Source organism: Streptomyces sp. NPDC058279, from assembly GCF_042881255.1.
Classification (GTDB): Bacteria; Actinomycetota; Actinomycetes; order Streptomycetales; family Streptomycetaceae; genus Streptomyces.
The window spans coordinates 1-14,250 of the sequence record NZ_JBHVYA010000018.1 but is presented as its reverse complement, the minus strand read 5'-3'; the positions used below and the strand labels follow the sequence as shown (position 1 = coordinate 14,250).

At 67.7% G+C, this 14,250-nt stretch carries 18 protein-coding genes; 10 read left to right on the top strand and 8 right to left on the bottom strand.

Annotated elements, in window-relative coordinates:
• Positions 1-16: 16 nt before the first annotated feature.
• Positions 17-598, bottom strand: a complete 582-nt coding sequence (locus ACFVXJ_RS26140; RefSeq protein WP_389665243.1) for a GNAT family N-acetyltransferase — start codon at positions 596-598, stop codon at positions 17-19.
• Positions 595-1,914, bottom strand: coding sequence for a hypothetical protein (locus tag ACFVXJ_RS26135; protein ID WP_389665242.1), 1,320 nt, complete (start codon positions 1,912-1,914; stop codon positions 595-597). Before ACFVXJ_RS26135 ends, ACFVXJ_RS26140 begins: the two co-directional genes overlap by 4 nt.
• Positions 1,915-2,083: 169 nt before the next feature.
• Between ACFVXJ_RS26135 and ACFVXJ_RS26130 the strand changes: the two genes are divergently transcribed.
• From ACFVXJ_RS26130 to ACFVXJ_RS26095, 8 genes are all read left to right on the top strand, one after another.
• Positions 2,084-2,560, top strand: coding sequence for a hypothetical protein (locus ACFVXJ_RS26130; RefSeq protein WP_389665240.1), 477 nt, complete (start codon positions 2,084-2,086; stop codon positions 2,558-2,560).
• A gap of 10 nt (positions 2,561-2,570) precedes the next feature.
• Positions 2,571-3,059, top strand: a complete 489-nt coding sequence (locus ACFVXJ_RS26125; protein WP_389665238.1) for a LuxR C-terminal-related transcriptional regulator — start codon at positions 2,571-2,573, stop codon at positions 3,057-3,059.
• Positions 3,060-3,083: 24 nt separating this feature from the next.
• Complete coding sequence (locus ACFVXJ_RS26120; protein WP_389665236.1) at positions 3,084-3,710, top strand: hypothetical protein; 627 nt, start codon at positions 3,084-3,086, stop codon at positions 3,708-3,710.
• Between the two features lie 68 nt (positions 3,711-3,778).
• Positions 3,779-4,777: a UDP-glucose 4-epimerase GalE gene (galE, locus tag ACFVXJ_RS26115; protein ID WP_389665235.1), complete on the top strand. Its 999-nt coding sequence runs from the start codon at positions 3,779-3,781 to the stop codon at positions 4,775-4,777.
• Between the two features lie 65 nt (positions 4,778-4,842).
• Positions 4,843-5,664 carry an NAD(P)-binding domain-containing protein gene (locus ACFVXJ_RS26110; RefSeq protein ID WP_389665234.1) on the top strand — a complete coding sequence of 274 codons (822 nt, stop codon included), beginning with the start codon at positions 4,843-4,845 and terminating at the stop codon, positions 5,662-5,664.
• A complete protein-coding gene (locus ACFVXJ_RS26105; protein ID WP_389665232.1) occupies positions 5,661-6,410 on the top strand; it encodes a hypothetical protein in 750 nt (249 codons plus the stop codon). The genes ACFVXJ_RS26110 and ACFVXJ_RS26105 overlap by 4 nt, the downstream gene beginning before the upstream one ends.
• A complete protein-coding gene (locus tag ACFVXJ_RS26100) occupies positions 6,407-7,633 on the top strand; it encodes a radical SAM protein (protein WP_389665230.1) in 1,227 nt (408 codons plus the stop codon). The genes ACFVXJ_RS26105 and ACFVXJ_RS26100 overlap by 4 nt, the downstream gene beginning before the upstream one ends.
• Positions 7,634-7,647: 14 nt before the next feature.
• Complete coding sequence (locus tag ACFVXJ_RS26095; RefSeq protein WP_389665228.1) at positions 7,648-8,223, top strand: AAA family ATPase; 576 nt, start codon at positions 7,648-7,650, stop codon at positions 8,221-8,223.
• A 19-nt stretch (positions 8,224-8,242) separates the two neighbouring features.
• Here ACFVXJ_RS26095 and ACFVXJ_RS26090 read toward each other — a convergent pair whose 3' ends face one another.
• Positions 8,243-8,872, bottom strand: coding sequence for a helix-turn-helix domain-containing protein (locus tag ACFVXJ_RS26090; protein WP_389665411.1), 630 nt, complete (start codon positions 8,870-8,872; stop codon positions 8,243-8,245).
• A 377-nt stretch (positions 8,873-9,249) separates the two neighbouring features.
• Here ACFVXJ_RS26090 and ACFVXJ_RS26085 point away from each other — a divergent pair, with 377 nt between their 5' ends.
• Positions 9,250-9,666 carry a hypothetical protein gene (locus ACFVXJ_RS26085; RefSeq protein WP_389665227.1) on the top strand — a complete coding sequence of 139 codons (417 nt, stop codon included), beginning with the start codon at positions 9,250-9,252 and terminating at the stop codon, positions 9,664-9,666.
• A 1,226-nt stretch (positions 9,667-10,892) separates the two neighbouring features.
• On the opposite strand, the gene ACFVXJ_RS26080 is transcribed toward ACFVXJ_RS26085, so the two are convergent.
• The 4 genes from ACFVXJ_RS26080 to ACFVXJ_RS26065 form a co-directional block, all read right to left on the bottom strand.
• Positions 10,893-11,390 (bottom strand): hypothetical protein, encoded by a 498-nt coding sequence (locus ACFVXJ_RS26080; RefSeq protein WP_389665225.1) that lies wholly within the window; start codon positions 11,388-11,390, stop codon positions 10,893-10,895.
• A gap of 334 nt (positions 11,391-11,724) precedes the next feature.
• Complete coding sequence (locus tag ACFVXJ_RS26075) at positions 11,725-12,330, bottom strand: hypothetical protein (protein WP_389665224.1); 606 nt, start codon at positions 12,328-12,330, stop codon at positions 11,725-11,727.
• Between the two features lie 29 nt (positions 12,331-12,359).
• Positions 12,360-12,614 carry a DUF6211 family protein gene (locus ACFVXJ_RS26070; protein ID WP_389665223.1) on the bottom strand — a complete coding sequence of 85 codons (255 nt, stop codon included), beginning with the start codon at positions 12,612-12,614 and terminating at the stop codon, positions 12,360-12,362.
• 161 nt (positions 12,615-12,775) lie between these two features.
• Positions 12,776-12,928, bottom strand: a complete 153-nt coding sequence (locus ACFVXJ_RS26065; RefSeq protein WP_389665222.1) for a hypothetical protein — start codon at positions 12,926-12,928, stop codon at positions 12,776-12,778.
• 354 nt (positions 12,929-13,282) lie between these two features.
• Here ACFVXJ_RS26065 and ACFVXJ_RS26060 point away from each other — a divergent pair.
• Positions 13,283-14,076, top strand: a protein-coding gene (locus ACFVXJ_RS26060; RefSeq protein ID WP_389665410.1) for an IS5 family transposase whose coding sequence is annotated in 2 segments (ribosomal slippage) — positions 13,283-13,616 and positions 13,616-14,076 — 795 coding nt in all. Because the reading frame shifts where the segments join, the coding sequence is not laid out codon by codon here.
• A 21-nt stretch (positions 14,077-14,097) separates the two neighbouring features.
• On the opposite strand, the gene ACFVXJ_RS26055 is transcribed toward ACFVXJ_RS26060, so the two are convergent.
• Positions 14,098-14,250, bottom strand: a 153-nt coding sequence (locus tag ACFVXJ_RS26055) for a transposase (RefSeq protein WP_389665408.1), incomplete at its 5' end; no start/stop codon positions are given.

The following is a 14,250-nucleotide window of genomic DNA, read 5'->3' as shown; positions in this document are numbered from 1 at the left end:
CCGGACGCGCGGGAATCTACTCAGCCGGGTGCCTGTGAATGTCGACCTGGAGGATCAGAAGGTCGTAGACCGGGCCGTCGGGCTCGTTGCGGTAGGGACCGGCGTAGAAGTAGCCGAGACGGTCGTAGAGGGCGCGGCCACGGGGATTGTCCGGGCGGACGAGGAGTGATGAGTACTGGGGGTTCACTGCTTTCAGCAGCTCTTCGTGCAGTTGACTTCCGATGCCCAGTCCCTGCCAGTGGGGTGTAACTGCGAGCTCGCACAGCCCCATGAGACGGCCGGTCCTGATGTGTCCGGGGATCTGGGGGAGGAGCTCGGGCCCGTACCAGTACTCCGGGGTGGCGGGGAACGCATAGGCGAAGCCAATGGGGTTGCCGTGTGCGAAGGCGACGGTCAGGACGAAACCCTCGCGGCGCGCGTGGCCAGTGACCTGACGGCGCAGCGCTTCGGTGGAAAGCCCGTCGGTGGTGGCGCCAGGGGTGTCGACGAGTTCGGGGTGAGCGTCGGCCCAGGTCTCTGCGAGCGCGTCGAGCAGCGGTGGGACGTGGCCTGGTCCAAAAGTGCGGATCACGACGTCGTCGCGGGTGCTGGTGGTCACGCCTGTCCTCCTCCGGTATTGGCTATGGTGCGGTACTGCTCAATCCAGTCGGCGACGGCCGGCACACGGGCGTGGCGCTGGAGAGCACCTGCCACTCCGTGCAGGGACTGCAACAGCCGGTCCGAGCGGACGTCGGGCAGGAACGCCAGGACACGTCCCGCGGCCTCGGCCGCCGCCTCCGGCTCGGGCCGGTCCCTGACTGCATGTTGGATGGCGATGTCGGCTGTGTACAGGGCGCGGTTCCGGGCGAAGGCGTCGCCGTGCAGCAGGACGGCCTGTTCGGCGCCGGCGGCGGCGCGCTCGTGCTGGCCGAGGTCGGCGCGGGCGAGAGCTTCGAGTCCCGCGAGTTCGGCGGGGGTGAAGAAGTCGAGCCAGTCCGGATCGGCGTCGGACGGCCCTTTGGCGTAGTGGTGGTGGGCGCGGACGATCGCGGCGTCGGTGGCGGCGCGATCGCCCATCAGAGCCCAACCGCCTGCTTCACGGGCGTGGAAGAGGGCGGTCATGCGGGGGGATCCGAGCGGGCGGGCGGCTGCCTGGGCGCCTTGAGCGTTGGCGACGGCTTCGCGGGGGCGTCCCTGGGCTTTGGCCAGGAGGGACAGGCAGCCGAAGGCATGGGCTTCGAGGGCCGGGTCGTCGGCGATGCGGGCTGCGGCCAGAGCTTCACCGTAGAGGGAGTGGGCGTCCGCGGGGCGGCCGCTGTCGTAGGAGAGCCAGCCGGCGGCGATGGAGAGTGCTCCGGTGACCGAGCGCAGTTTCCGTCCGGTGCGATCCGTGTAGCTGCCGGACTGGAGCCAGCTGTAGGCAGTGTGCAGGGCCTCGCCGGCGGCCTTGCGCAGCGGGCCGGAGCCGTGGTTGTGGTCGTGCCCGAACAAGGTGGTGACAGCGTGCGTGACGGCGCGGACCTCGGTGGCGCCGACACGCCCCGGACCACGGCTGGTAGCGGATAGCGGCAGAGCGAGCGCGAGGCCCGCGCTGTCGCGGCAGAAGGTTCTGCGGTCCACCGATTCACCTCCGATTTCCAGCTCGGGTTCCCGGGCTGCCGACCGGGACCGTGCTGTGGACGGGGTGCCGGGGAGACGGAAGCCGAGCTGGGACATGGTTCGCCCGGTGAGGGCCGTCAGTACCCGTCGGTAGACCGCACGGGGGCAGTCGACCTCTCCGTCTTCCCAGGCGGCGATCAGGCGCGCGGAGCAGCCGATGTTCTCACCCATGGCCTTGGCCTCATCGTTGAGGCGTTTGGCGAGTTCAGGGCGGGACATCTGGAACTCGTTCTCGCGCAGCGCGCGTAACTCCAAGTTGGGGCGGCGTTCGGCCATGCCGGGCTCCAGGGGGCCGCTGGGGGAAAAGGGGGTGTGTGACTGTACCCCCCAGCATGGTCTGCCCGGTCCCGGGCGCTCGTCACCTTCCCCGCCGGGAGTTGCATCACTCTTTCATCGCGGACGCGTCGCGGACGGTATGCCGACTGCGGTTGCTTGGAGGTCGGACATGACAACCGATCAGGAGGCGGCCATGACCCCGAAGTCCGCGACGACTTGGCACGAGCAAGCCGCGGTATCCGATCAGCGGCTGCAGCGCTGGAGGTTCGGCTTTGGCGGAGCGGGCTGGGTGCACTGCGGTCAGAGCTGGGACGCGCTCGCCATCAGCCCCATTACCTTGGGCCTGGACGCGCTGAGCGCTCTGCGGCTCAGCCCGCGCAGCGGCTACCCGGTTCTCGCCGACCATGTGAGGGGGGTGCTGTACGTGATGGTGGCCCCGGGCACCGCGACGTCTGTCGAGAATCCGCCCCGCGCACGCGGCCTGTCTGTCGGTCATCACCTGCTGGTGCCGTACGCCGAACCCGGGACCCCGAGCGCGCACTGGGTCAGCGCGCCGCGTGAGGAGCCGCCCCTCCTCCTCCGGGCCGACCTCATCAGCAGCGTATTGGTGCGCCTGACTTCGGCCACCCACGACAGCACCAACTAGCGAGGCTCCGGTGACGAGTCCTTCTCCCGTGTGTCGGCGATCCGCGGGTCAGCGCGAGGATCGGTTGGCCTTCAGGGATCGCGAGATTCAGGTCGTGCAGCTCGCCGTCGAAGGTATGACCACCACGCAGATCGGCGGGACGCCTTACCTTTCCGCCGAGACGATCAAGTCCCACCTCGCACACGCCAGCGCGAAGGACGGGACCGCGGGGCTGGGCAGGCCCGCCTGCTACACGAGGCCTACCAGGTCAGGGCCATCAGGCCCACACCAGTACCGCCCTGCGAGCTTGCCGGATTTTCGCTGGGTGTCCTCCGGCTTCTCGCCGGCGGCCGTACTTCCGCTCGATCCAGCGCGACCTCAATGGGTCGGCCGGCTGGGGCCGTGCGGACCCATCCACCGGAAGCTGATGAAGCTCGCCGGCGCACCTAGCCGCAGCAAGCTGATCAATTGGGCGCCGGTTCCGGCGTCTTCGGTAACCGCGGCCAAGGCGACGCGGTAACGCAGCAAGCGAGGAGTGAACCTCATGGCTCTGCTCACTCACCTTGGCCCACTGAGCGCTCCGCCTTCGGCGGTTCAAGCCGTGGCGACGTTGGGCCCGGAAGGCACCGACGCACACGCTGAGGCCGCCCGCCTTTTCCCGACGGTGATCCTCACCGAGTCGTTCGACGCTGCCATGCGCGCCGCCCGAGACCAGGGCACCGGCGCGCTCGTGGCGGCCGGCTTCGTGGAGCGGCGGGGCGAGGTCGTCACGGACCTCTGGGTCGACATGCACTTCCGCAATCACGGACACATGGGGCTCACGCGTGTATGGGAAAGCCCCACGAAGGCGATGTGCGTGGCAACGCGCCGCAACGTCCCCGACCTCAGTGCCGTGCGTACGCTCGCTCTCCATCCCGCCACTCGGGCTTTCGCCGACGAGTTCACCCCCGCAGCGACTCGCTGGTACGTGGACGCCAAACCCCTCGCCGTGAAGCTTGCCGCCGACGGCAGCGTGGACGGGTGCATCGGCTCAGTCGACATTGCCCGACAGCATGGGCTGGAGATCCGACAGGTCTTCGAACCCACGATGGTGTGGTGCCTCTACCATCCCATCGCTCATACAGGCAGCAACCGACAGGAACCATCTGGAACCCGCCCGAAGCGCTGCTAGGCTCTGCGCGCCTGACAGCCCTGGTTCGCGTCAACTCAGGCGGACCAGAAGAGATTTGGGAGTAATCCATGAAGGTGCTCATCACCGGTGGTGCGGGATTCATCGGCTCGACCATCGCCTCCGCCTGCTTGGACGAGGGAATCGAGCCGATCATCATCGACAACCTCGCCACCGGGCGGCGTGAATTCGTCCAGGGGCGGAACTTCTACCAAGGCGACATCGCGGACGGTGACCTCATCGACCGGGTCTTCGCCGACCACCCCGACATTCACGCCGCAGTCGGCTGCGCCGCCCGGATCATCGTGCCCGAGTCCGTAGCCGAGCCGATCATGTACTACCGGGAGAACGTCACCAAGGGCCTGGCCTTTGTCGAGGCCCTGCTGCGTAACGGCTGTACACGCTTCGTCTTCTCGTCCTCGGCCGCGATCTACGCCTCGGGCCAGGCCATCACCGAGGACGCGCCCATCGCCCCTGGCTCCCCGTACGCGCGTACGAAGGCCGTCTTCGAGGGCGCCCTGGAAGACATCGCGGACGGAACCGGTCTGCGGGCGATCTCACTGCGCTACTTCAACCCCATCGGCGCAGACCCGAAGTACCGCTCCGGCCTCCAGGTCCTCACTCCGTCCCACGCACTCGGCGTGATGATCGACAAGTACCTGGCGGGCGAGCCCTTCCCCGTCACCGGTACCGCCTGGGAGACCCGCGACGGCACGGGCATCCGCGACTACGTCCACGTCTGGGACCTGGCGCGAGCACACGTCACCGCCGTGAAGGACTTCGACGGCATTCTGGCGCCCGGGGACCGCAGCTACCTGCCCATCAACCTCGGCTCCGGCACGGGCACGACCGTGTTGGAGCTGATCAAGGCCTTCGAGAACGTCACCGGCAAGCCCCTCGCGCACGAATTCGTGGGGCCTCGGCCCGGTGACGTGGCGGGCGCCTACCCCGACATCTCCCGCGCCACCCAGCTACTGGGCTGGACCCCGGAACTCTCCGTCGAGCAGGGCATCGCCGATGCCCTCGCCTGGATGGACCGACGCGCCCTCCTGATGAATGGAGACTCATGACACCCGTCCCGCCATTAGCGGGGGCCGGTCCGGCGACGAGGGTCCTCGTCGCCGGGTACGGCACGATGACCGCCGAGATCATCCCCCACCTCACCGACCTTCCCAACACGCACATAACCATCGCAAGCCGGCATCTCAAGTCACCCCCGCCCCACACGGACCTCATCCGACCCCACGACATCGCCCCGGCCAGGCCCGACATCGTGATCGGATGCTTCACCGACGACGAAGTCAGCCGCTCCTTCTGGAACCATCCCCAAGCCCGCGCCGCCATCACTACCCGCCGCGCAACCTGCATCGAACTCTCGACCATCAGCCCCGGTTGGGCCGAAGCCTGGCACGACCACATCTCCGAAGCCGGCGGACTGCCGGTGGAATGCCCTGTCACCGGCTCCCGCCCCGGCGCCCACACAGGCACCCTCACCGGCTTTCTCCACACGCCTACAGCCCTCGACGGCCGAGACCGCTGTGTCCTGGACGCCTTCATCGCGCGCCGGTTCCACTTCTCCCGGCCGGGGAACCCAGCCCGCTTCAAGCTGATCTTCAACGCCTGGGGCGCCGCGCTTCTCCACTGCCTCGGCGTATTCGCCCGAGAGCTGCCCGAGCATCTCGGAGGGGACTATCCCACTGCGGCCGAAGCGATCACCTCCGTCGGCTGGATGGCACAACTCGCCGCCGCAAAGCTCGACCGCATCGAACGGGCCGACTACTCAGACCCGGACTTCGCCGTCCGCCACATGCTCAAGGACTTGGGGCTGGCCCAAGACCTCCTGGGTGACCTGCCGCTGATCAGCAGCACCGTCGCCGCGTACGCGGACGCGGCCGCCGCCCACGGCCCGTGGGCGGATTTCACCGCCGTCGCCGGCCTCGCTGGAGAAGCCACATGAACCCTCATGACATCCCCGCGCTGATATCGCACCTGCAAGCCACGTTCGCCACCGTGGAAGACATGTCCGTCGCCGTCTCCGGCTCTCTCGCACGCCGCGACTTCCGGACCACGACCGGCGGCCGCATCGTCTCGGATCTCGACCTCATCCCCGTCGTCGCCTCCCGAGCCGAGGTCCCGACCGCCCGCGCCGCGCTCACCCCGATCCTCCGTGACATCGCGGACAAGTTCCTCATCCAGGCCACCGCGGCAATCACCCTGAAGCCCGTGTTCGAGGCGGTGATCCACGCCCCCTACCGGACGAGCATCACAGGTGACTGGCTGTGCAACGGCCTACGCCTCCCTCACCCGGCATCCGAGACGGGTCCCTCCCCGTCAACGCCACCCACCCCCAAGGCACTGCCGTGGCTCATCCAACCCGTCGCCTACTACCTCTCGAAGGCGAACACCGACGACCCGCAGACCAACATCGTCAAGGCACGGTCGGCCGCCACCCTTCTGGCTCGCCACCTGGACGGCAGACTGCCGGGCACACTTGACGACCTCCCCCACACCCTGCGCAACCTCTTCGCCGAGCAGCGGGTCGAGCCTCTGGCGTCGTCGTCCGCCTACTTGGACGCCCCGACCCGCCCCGGCCTCCACCGCACCGTGCGCGACCTCGTGTTCCTTGAGAACCAGGGCCTGCCCTTTGCCGAGTCCGCACTGGCCACAGACCCATCCATCCCGAACCGAGAGGCCACCAGATGACCGCGCGCACCTTCGTGGAACTGACACCCCCGCACCCCCTGCGCGGCGGGTACGACCGCACCCTGGCGGCCGGCTCCATCGACGACTCCTTCCAACGCCGCCTCGAACCGGACCGCTTCAACCCCGCCTACTTCACCGCCCTCACCCACCGCATTCGGAAAGCCCTGACGAAAGCCCCGGATGCCGAGCGACTCCGCTGGCAGCTCGCCTTCCTGCTGCTCCAGAACAACGCCACGCCCGCCGCCGTCGAGGAGGCCGGCAACCTGCTCACCGCCAACGCCCACCCGCCGGCGCGCCGACTACAAGACTTGATCGCCGGTATCCGGGCGCGTGCCCATACGCCGCAGACCTGGCGGCGGGTGACTCGGGTCAACTGGTCGATCAACAACCGCTGCCCGATGGCCTGCCAAGGCTGCTACAACCCCTTCGTCACCGAACAGGTCACGCTGTCCCAGGCTATGGCGATCACCGACAAGCTGGCTGCGCACGGCGTCACCGATCTCGTCCTCGCCGGCGGAGACCCGCTCCTGTGGCCACCCGTCTTCGACGTCATTCACCATGCCACGACCCATGGCATCAAGGTGGCGCTCGACACGACCGGCTACACGCTGACGGCGGACACCCTTGAGCGGCTTCGGCCGCTCGCCTCTCTCCGCCTACCCCTCGATGGCGTCACCCCGGCCGTCCAACGCGAGTTCCGCCGCAACCCGGACCGCAACCTGGTATCGGCCTTGAAGCAGTCGCTGGACCTCTGTGACGCAGCCGACTTTGACAAGGTGCGCGTGCACACTGTCGCCTCCGCTGCAAACCTGCATGAGCTGCCCGACATCGCGGAAGAGGTGATGTCGCATCCCAGCGTTGCCCAATGGGTGATTTTCCAGTGGTGGGGGCGCCGGGCATCACCGGACGCAGTCCGGCGCCTGGCAGTATCAACCTCCCACTTCCGGGCCGCGGCCACCCACCTATTGACCGCCTACCCCGATCGTGAGGTCATTCTCGCTGAGGCAGCCGACAGGGAACTGCTGAACTGGATGATCCAGTCATCTGGGCAGGTCGTCACATTCGCGGCCGGCCGGGAAGAAGAGTTCATCCTGGGCAACCTGCTCACCGATTCCGTCGAAGACATCCTCGCCCATCCGATCCTCGACTTCGAAGCCATGGCCAGGGGCGTCCCCGTCACCCCGATCGGCAGCCGTCGCAAGGACCAAACACACCCCTACTAACCGGTGAGACGACGATGGCCCCCCGCCCAACGCTGGCCGTGGTCAGCGGCCCGCCCGCGACCGGCAAGACCACCCTCGCCCGGACGCTCGCCCAGCACCTGGGCTGCCCCGCGATCCTGCGCGACGAGATCAAACAGGGCATGGTCATGAACTATCCCGGTCACGACGCCGACGGCGACGACCCACTCAACATCCCGGCCCTGGAAGCATTCTTCGCGACGATCGCCGTACTCCTCCGCGCGGGCGCAACCGTCGTCGCCGAAGCCGCCTTCCAAGACCGCCTCTGGCGCCCCGGGCTCGAACCGCTCACGGAGTTCGCCGACCTACGGATCATCCGGTGCACCACCCCCGCCCCGACCATCGCCCAACGCATCACCGACCGCGCCCACACCGACAGCCACCGGGTCGCCCACGGTGACAAGACCCTGCTCGCCGACATGGAGGCCGGCATCTACGACCCCGACCAGTTCGTCCCCATCAGCCTGACCGCCCCGAACCTGCTGGTGGACACCTCCGACGGCTACGCCCCCGGCATGGAAGAGATCCAGAGATTCGTACTGCAGCCGGACCACGAAGGGGACGAAGGGTGAGAGTCCGCCCGGACGACTCTCACGCCGGCGAGACCGCCGCCGCACTGACCATCGCGTGACCGGGCCAGCCGCGGAGTCGGGTGATCTCGCGTAGCCACCTCGCGTCGGCCTCACCGACGGCAGCGGCGGCCAGGTATGCCAGCGCGCCGCCGCGGCCGTACTCGTGGTTGACGCGCATCGCCCGGGCCCGGCCCGGAGCCAGGGTCGGATGGCAGCGGCAGCGGGCCTGGACGGAGGTCTTCTCGTCGCTGGAGACGACGTACTCCTCCTCACCCAGCGGGACACCCTCGAACGTGCGGGCGTAGAGGTCCAGGACACGCTGGGCCTTGGTGCGGAAGTCCGGGTCGCGGATGAAGATCCAGGACCGGTACTGCCAGGGCTTGAGCGCGTCCTCGCGCAGCCAGCGGCGCACCGTGGACGCGGAGACGCTGTCGGTGATCCCGCGCGCGGTCAGCTCGGCGGCCAGCTCAGGGCACGACCAGCGCGACAGCGGCACGCCGATCTCGGCGGGTAATTGGCAGGCCAGCGCCTTGGCCTCGGCGACCTGCACGGGGGTGAAACGGGCGGGGCGCCCGGAGCGTTTGCGGTCGGCCAGAGCCGGGAGCCCGCCGTGGGCGAACCGGCCTCGCCAGGCACGAACCGTGTCCAGGTGAAGGCCCGTCTCTCGGGTGATACGCGCGTTGGAGCGCCCCGCGCCGCGTGCAGGACGACCTGCGCGCGCATCCGCAGCCGGTACTCAGTCTTGTGGCCGTAGGCCATCTTCTTCAACCGTTCGCGCTCGGCGGCGGTCGCAACTATCGGGCAGGCCGGGGCAACGGGCATGGCAGACGGGCAATTCGGGAGAAGTGGATCACGACGGTCGCAGCCTGCCCCACCCGGTGCCGCGACGAGGTGCCGCAGTGACGCCATGTGCGGAGCCTTCGTGCCCGAGTTCGCGGACGTGGCTGGGCTATGTGGAGCAAAGAACTGCCCTCGTTCGAGCGACGAGTCGACAGGGAGTGAAGTAGTCGGCTATATCGTTTCCACATGAGGGGTCAACTGAGGGAATACGAAGCGCTGGCTCTTTCCTCCCCGCCGCCGCCGAAGCTTTATGTGTATGCCGGCGCGGGAATCTCCCTCCTTATCTCAATCGGCGCATTGTTGGCTGTGGCCGTAAGTGTCGACTCTTATTCGATGGCTAGCTGGCTGTATCTCGGCATCGGCGGGCTTTACCTGGCGGCCGGGATTGCAATCCTGCTCTTGGGGTTGGAGCAGCGCAGGCAGTATATTGCCGTGCTGTTCAATTATGGGCTGGAACTTGTGACGCGCGTTGACCACGAGCGTAGGCACCCCGATTCCCCCGTGGGGGACGTATTGGAAATTCCCGACAAGCTCTTTAGCGCTGGCGCCTACCGGGAGGCTACGATCCTGACTCGGGAGCTCCGCGCTGCGGGGGTCCAGTAGTGGCGAAAAGTCTCTGGAAGCATCCGGCGGTCGCGCCCCTTAGCTCGATTGTCGTCGCCCTTATCGCTGGCGTATTCGGCTTCTTGGCGCACGATCCTCCACCTCCGAGGATTGACTGTTTGGCGGTGTACGGTAAAGTTAACGAGATCGCGGATAAGCGCCCTGGGGAGCTCGCTCGCATCACCACTTCGGGGGATTCGAAGACCGATCAGGTATGCAAGATTCCGGATTATATTAAGGACTTGAAGCACGGTCCGTGATCGAAATAGCGTCAAGATCTGGCGTGGCCAGGTGCTGAGGCGGTCGTTGCAAGCGTTCGTGCGCAGGCTGGGGTGGCGCTCGCCCGCTCAAGGGTGTTCGACCTCGTCGGCGCGGGCCTCTGGCTGACGGTACGTCGTTGATCCGCTGTCGTGGCCGCAGGCCGACCGGTACGACCTGGACGACACCGTCCGGGTCATCACCACGAGCACGGCTATCGTCCACTATGCGGTCCTGCCCGAACCGCCCACCTGTGGGTCTTCGCTGTCGTGGTGCTCTGACTTCCCACTCAGACCACCCACTAACGTGTGCCGCCCCTTGACCGACGGACGCGACACCAGCCGGATGGAAGGCGACAGAGTCCGTGCGCTTCACTGCGCGGTCAGGTGGGTTGACCAGCACCCCCTGACCTGGGATGAAGGTGCCTTTCCGGCCACTTACGAGGGTGGCGGCTGGCTGCTTGTGCTGAGTGAGACGCGGCTCGAAGCCACACCGTCCGTGGTCTCTGGTACGCACCCCGGTACCGATGGCCGAAGCGGCTGGGCTCCGCCGACTTCTCCAAAGCACGAGACGCCCTCGACTGCGCCTGCCAGCTCCACCTCGCCGGACCCGAACTCTGACCAAGCGACAGACACACCAGCGACTCCGGAGTCAACCCCCGAAGGACCTCCGGAGCCGACCACATTAGCCAGGGGAGGTGCCGTGGGTTGATCGAACGCCGTAGCCGGAGCCTGAGCCGCGGGTGTCTCGGAGCGCCGTTGGACGTTCGCCTACCGGTTCGGAATGGCTGGCAGGAACGCTGTTTGCGAGCGTGGACGGTCTGCATTGGAGTCGTGCAGGCGCCGTTCCTGGGGCGGCCCGTGATGCTCGCGCGGGAGGAGTTCCTGCTTCCGGATTGATCGGCCGGGTGAACGGGACGCCCCGTCATCCGTTGGGATGGCGGGGCGTTCGCATGTGCGGCTTGCTGGTCAGGAGGCTGACCGGATGGCGGTCCAGCCGATGGTGTTGAAGGCTTCGTCGCCGGGAATTGCGATGTCTGGTGCCTTTTGGTCCTCGGTGTCCGCGTTGGCTCGTTTACCCGCCTCGCGTGTGAGTTTCCAGTCCCCGTCGATCCATTGGGCGGCCGAAGCGGTGGAGGTGGAGGTGATCTCTTCCTTCGCTGTCGCGTTGTTCTTGTGCGCCCCGCGGGTCAGCATCCATACGCTGACTTCGTCGTCCGTCTTCTTGATCACTTTGAAGCCGATCACGGTTGTGCGCAGGTACGCGCCGGCCGGGAGCGTCTTGTGTCCGGGGCCGGCCATCTCCTCGGCCATGCTCTTGTCGAGGACTGCGGCCTGTTCCCGGAACTGCGCGGTCAGCTCGGGGGTCTGCTGGCTCTTGGCCAGGTAGGAGTGATACACGCGCAGCTGCTCGTCGACGTTGGTCCTGCCGTCTCCGACAGTGGTCTTGCAGGAGAGGGCCATCATGGCAACCGCTCCTTCCGCAGTGTGCGGGAATCCGACCGGGCTTCCGTATTCGTCGGTGCGGGCTCCGCGAGGCAGAACCGCCCATCGCTGCGGATCGGTCCAGTCCGCGGGCGGGTGGTAGACGCCTGACGTCGGGTCCGAGGCGGAGGGGCTCGGTTGTGCCGGGCCGGAGGACTTGGGGGCTCCCCATAAGGGTTGTGCCGAGTCGTGCGTGGCGCAGCCGGTAAGTGCGGCTGCTGCCGTGAGTGCCAGCGCTGCGGTCTGTAAGCGGGTGCGAATGTGGCTGATGGGAGTGTTCTGGTGGGTCACTGGGTGGGTGCTCCTTAGGGTGGGGTTAAGGGGCTTCTTGTTCGCGGGCGGCTTTGAGGATTTGGGTCCAGGCGCTGGGGGAGGTGCCGGGGTGGAGCCGGTGGAGGCGTTCGATGTGGCGGGCGGGGCGGTCGTGGGGGTGGTCGGTGAGGCTTTTGACGGCGGCCGTGAGCCGTTCGTCGTTGGCGTAGCGGGTGCCGGCGCGGGAGCCGGCGGGGCGGCCTGCTCCTGCGGGTGCGGTGCGTTCGACGCGGTTGTCGGCGAAGGCTTGGGCGTCGGTGCGGCGCCATTTGGGGCGGCGGCGGTTGACGGGGTCGTCCCATTCGACGGGTTCGGGGAACCCGGGCGGGGGGACGTTGGCGGCTTTGCTGACCCAGGTGTGGTCCTTGTGGCCGAGGATCTTGGCGAACTCGGACACGTTGACGAGGTTGGGGTCTTGGTGGTGTACGCGGTGATGCCATCGCTCCCATTCCGCGGCGTCCCATTCGAGGGTTCTCCCGTTGCGGTGGGCGAGGGGGTGGCCGTTGGTGTCGCGCTTGGAATACCAGCGGGCGAGGGTCCTTTCGGGGATGCCGTGGGTGGCGGAGAGTTCGGCGCGGGTGAGGCGTCGGGGCACGGGGTCTTCGGGCACGGGGGTCTCCGGGTGGTGGGTGGGAGGGGTTAGGGGGCCCAGATGCGGGTGTCGTCGGTGGTGACACGGATGGCGAGGGTGATGTCGGCGAGGGTGACGGCTCCGGCCCAGTCCTGGTGGCGGGGGTGGTCGGGGAGGTGCCACAGCTCGTATATGCGGGGGTGGGTGTCCAGGACGTCGACGACGAGGTACGGGGTGGCGGGCTCGGCGCCGAGCGGGTTTCCGGGGCGCAGGTGGACGTGGTCGTAGGGTTGTGGCCGGTCGGTTGCGGTGGGGTCTAACATGGGCTTGTTCCTTCTGTGGGGCCGTGAGGCATCGCAGTGTGAAGGGGACATTCCGCCCGGCGGCCTTTTGCCCATTGTGCCGCCGGGCGATCTACGTTTTGGCCGCGGTCCCCGGGAGTTGTCTCCTGGGGACCGCGGCCATTTGCGTGGGGTGGAATGCGTCAGTGGTCGTCGTTCTGGTCGGGACCGTTCTGGCGGGGGATGCGGGCGGCGCGGGCGGTGTCGTAGTCGTCGGCGGGCTGGTGGGTCCGCGGCCGGGGGATGGCGGGGATGGCGCGGGCGTGGAAGTCGTCGTGCTGCGCGTCGTGGCGCATGGGTGTGCTCCTGTGGGGGTGTGAAGGGGTGTCAGGCACTGGAGCGCCTGGTGCCGGTCGGGGTTTGCCCTCCCCTTCCGACAGAATGTATTGAACCACGCTCGTGGGGAGTTTTCTAGCGGTTGGGTGTTCGGCGGGCCAGGTCGGCGACGGCGGCATGGACGCGGGGCCGGATCGGTGCGGCGCGCGTAGTGACGTGGGTGCGGTTGGGAATCGTGCGGTCGTCGCGCTGTTCACGTTGGCTCGCTCGCCGCGGTGGCCGGTTGGGGCGTGCCACCCGTACGGGCGGCGCCACCGGTCTCCTTTAGACATCGTCTCATTTGGGGTGTTCGATAGTCTGCGGCCGTGGACATCGTGGAGCGTCTGGTGCCGGATGAGCTGTGGGAGTTGTTCGCGCGGGTGGTGCCGCCCGCTCCGACGCGGCCTCAAGGTGGTGGCCGACGGCGGTATGGGGATCGTGAAGTGCTGGCCGCGATTGTGTTCGTGGCCACGTCAGGGTGCACGTGGAAGCAGTTACCGCCGTCGTTCGGGCCGTCGGGACCGACCGCGCACCGCCGGTTCAGCGAATGGAGCAAGGCCCGTGTCTGGGCCAAACTGCACCGCCTGGTGCTGGACGAACTCGGCGCCCGCGGCGACCTGGACTGGTCGAGGTGTGCGATCGACTCGGTGAACATGCGGGCCCTGAAGGGGGGGACCTGACAGGTCCGAATCTTGTCGACCGGGGCAAGAAAGGCTCGAAGATCCATCTGATCACCGAGCGGACCGGTCTGCCCATATCCGTCGGCATATCGGGCGCTAACCTCCACGACAGCCAGGCCCTGCAGCCCCTGGTCCGCGGGATCCCGCCGATCCGCTCCCGCCGCGGCCCGCGTCGACGCAAGCCCGCCAAGCTGCACGCCGACAAGGGCTACGACTATGACCACCTGCGCCGATGGCTGCGCCAGCGCGGCATCACCCACCGCATCGCACGCAAGGGCGTCGAATCCTCCACACGACTGGGCCGTCACAGGTGGACGATCGAGCGCACCATGTCCTGGCTCGCAGGCTGCCGGAGGCTCCACCGCCGCTACGAGCGCAAGGCCGAACACTTCCTGGGCTTCACAGCCATCGCCTGCACCCTCATTTGCTACCGCCGACTCGCCAAATGAGACGACGTCTTAGACCGTGTCCTATGTGGTGAGGCGGACGAGTCGTTTGTAGCAGCGGAGGGCGGTGGCGAGGCCGAGGAAGGCCGGGTAGTTGCGGGGGTTTCGTTCGTAGCGGTGGTTGAGTCGGCGGTAGCCGGTCAGCCACGACATGGTCCGCTCAATCACCCACCGGCG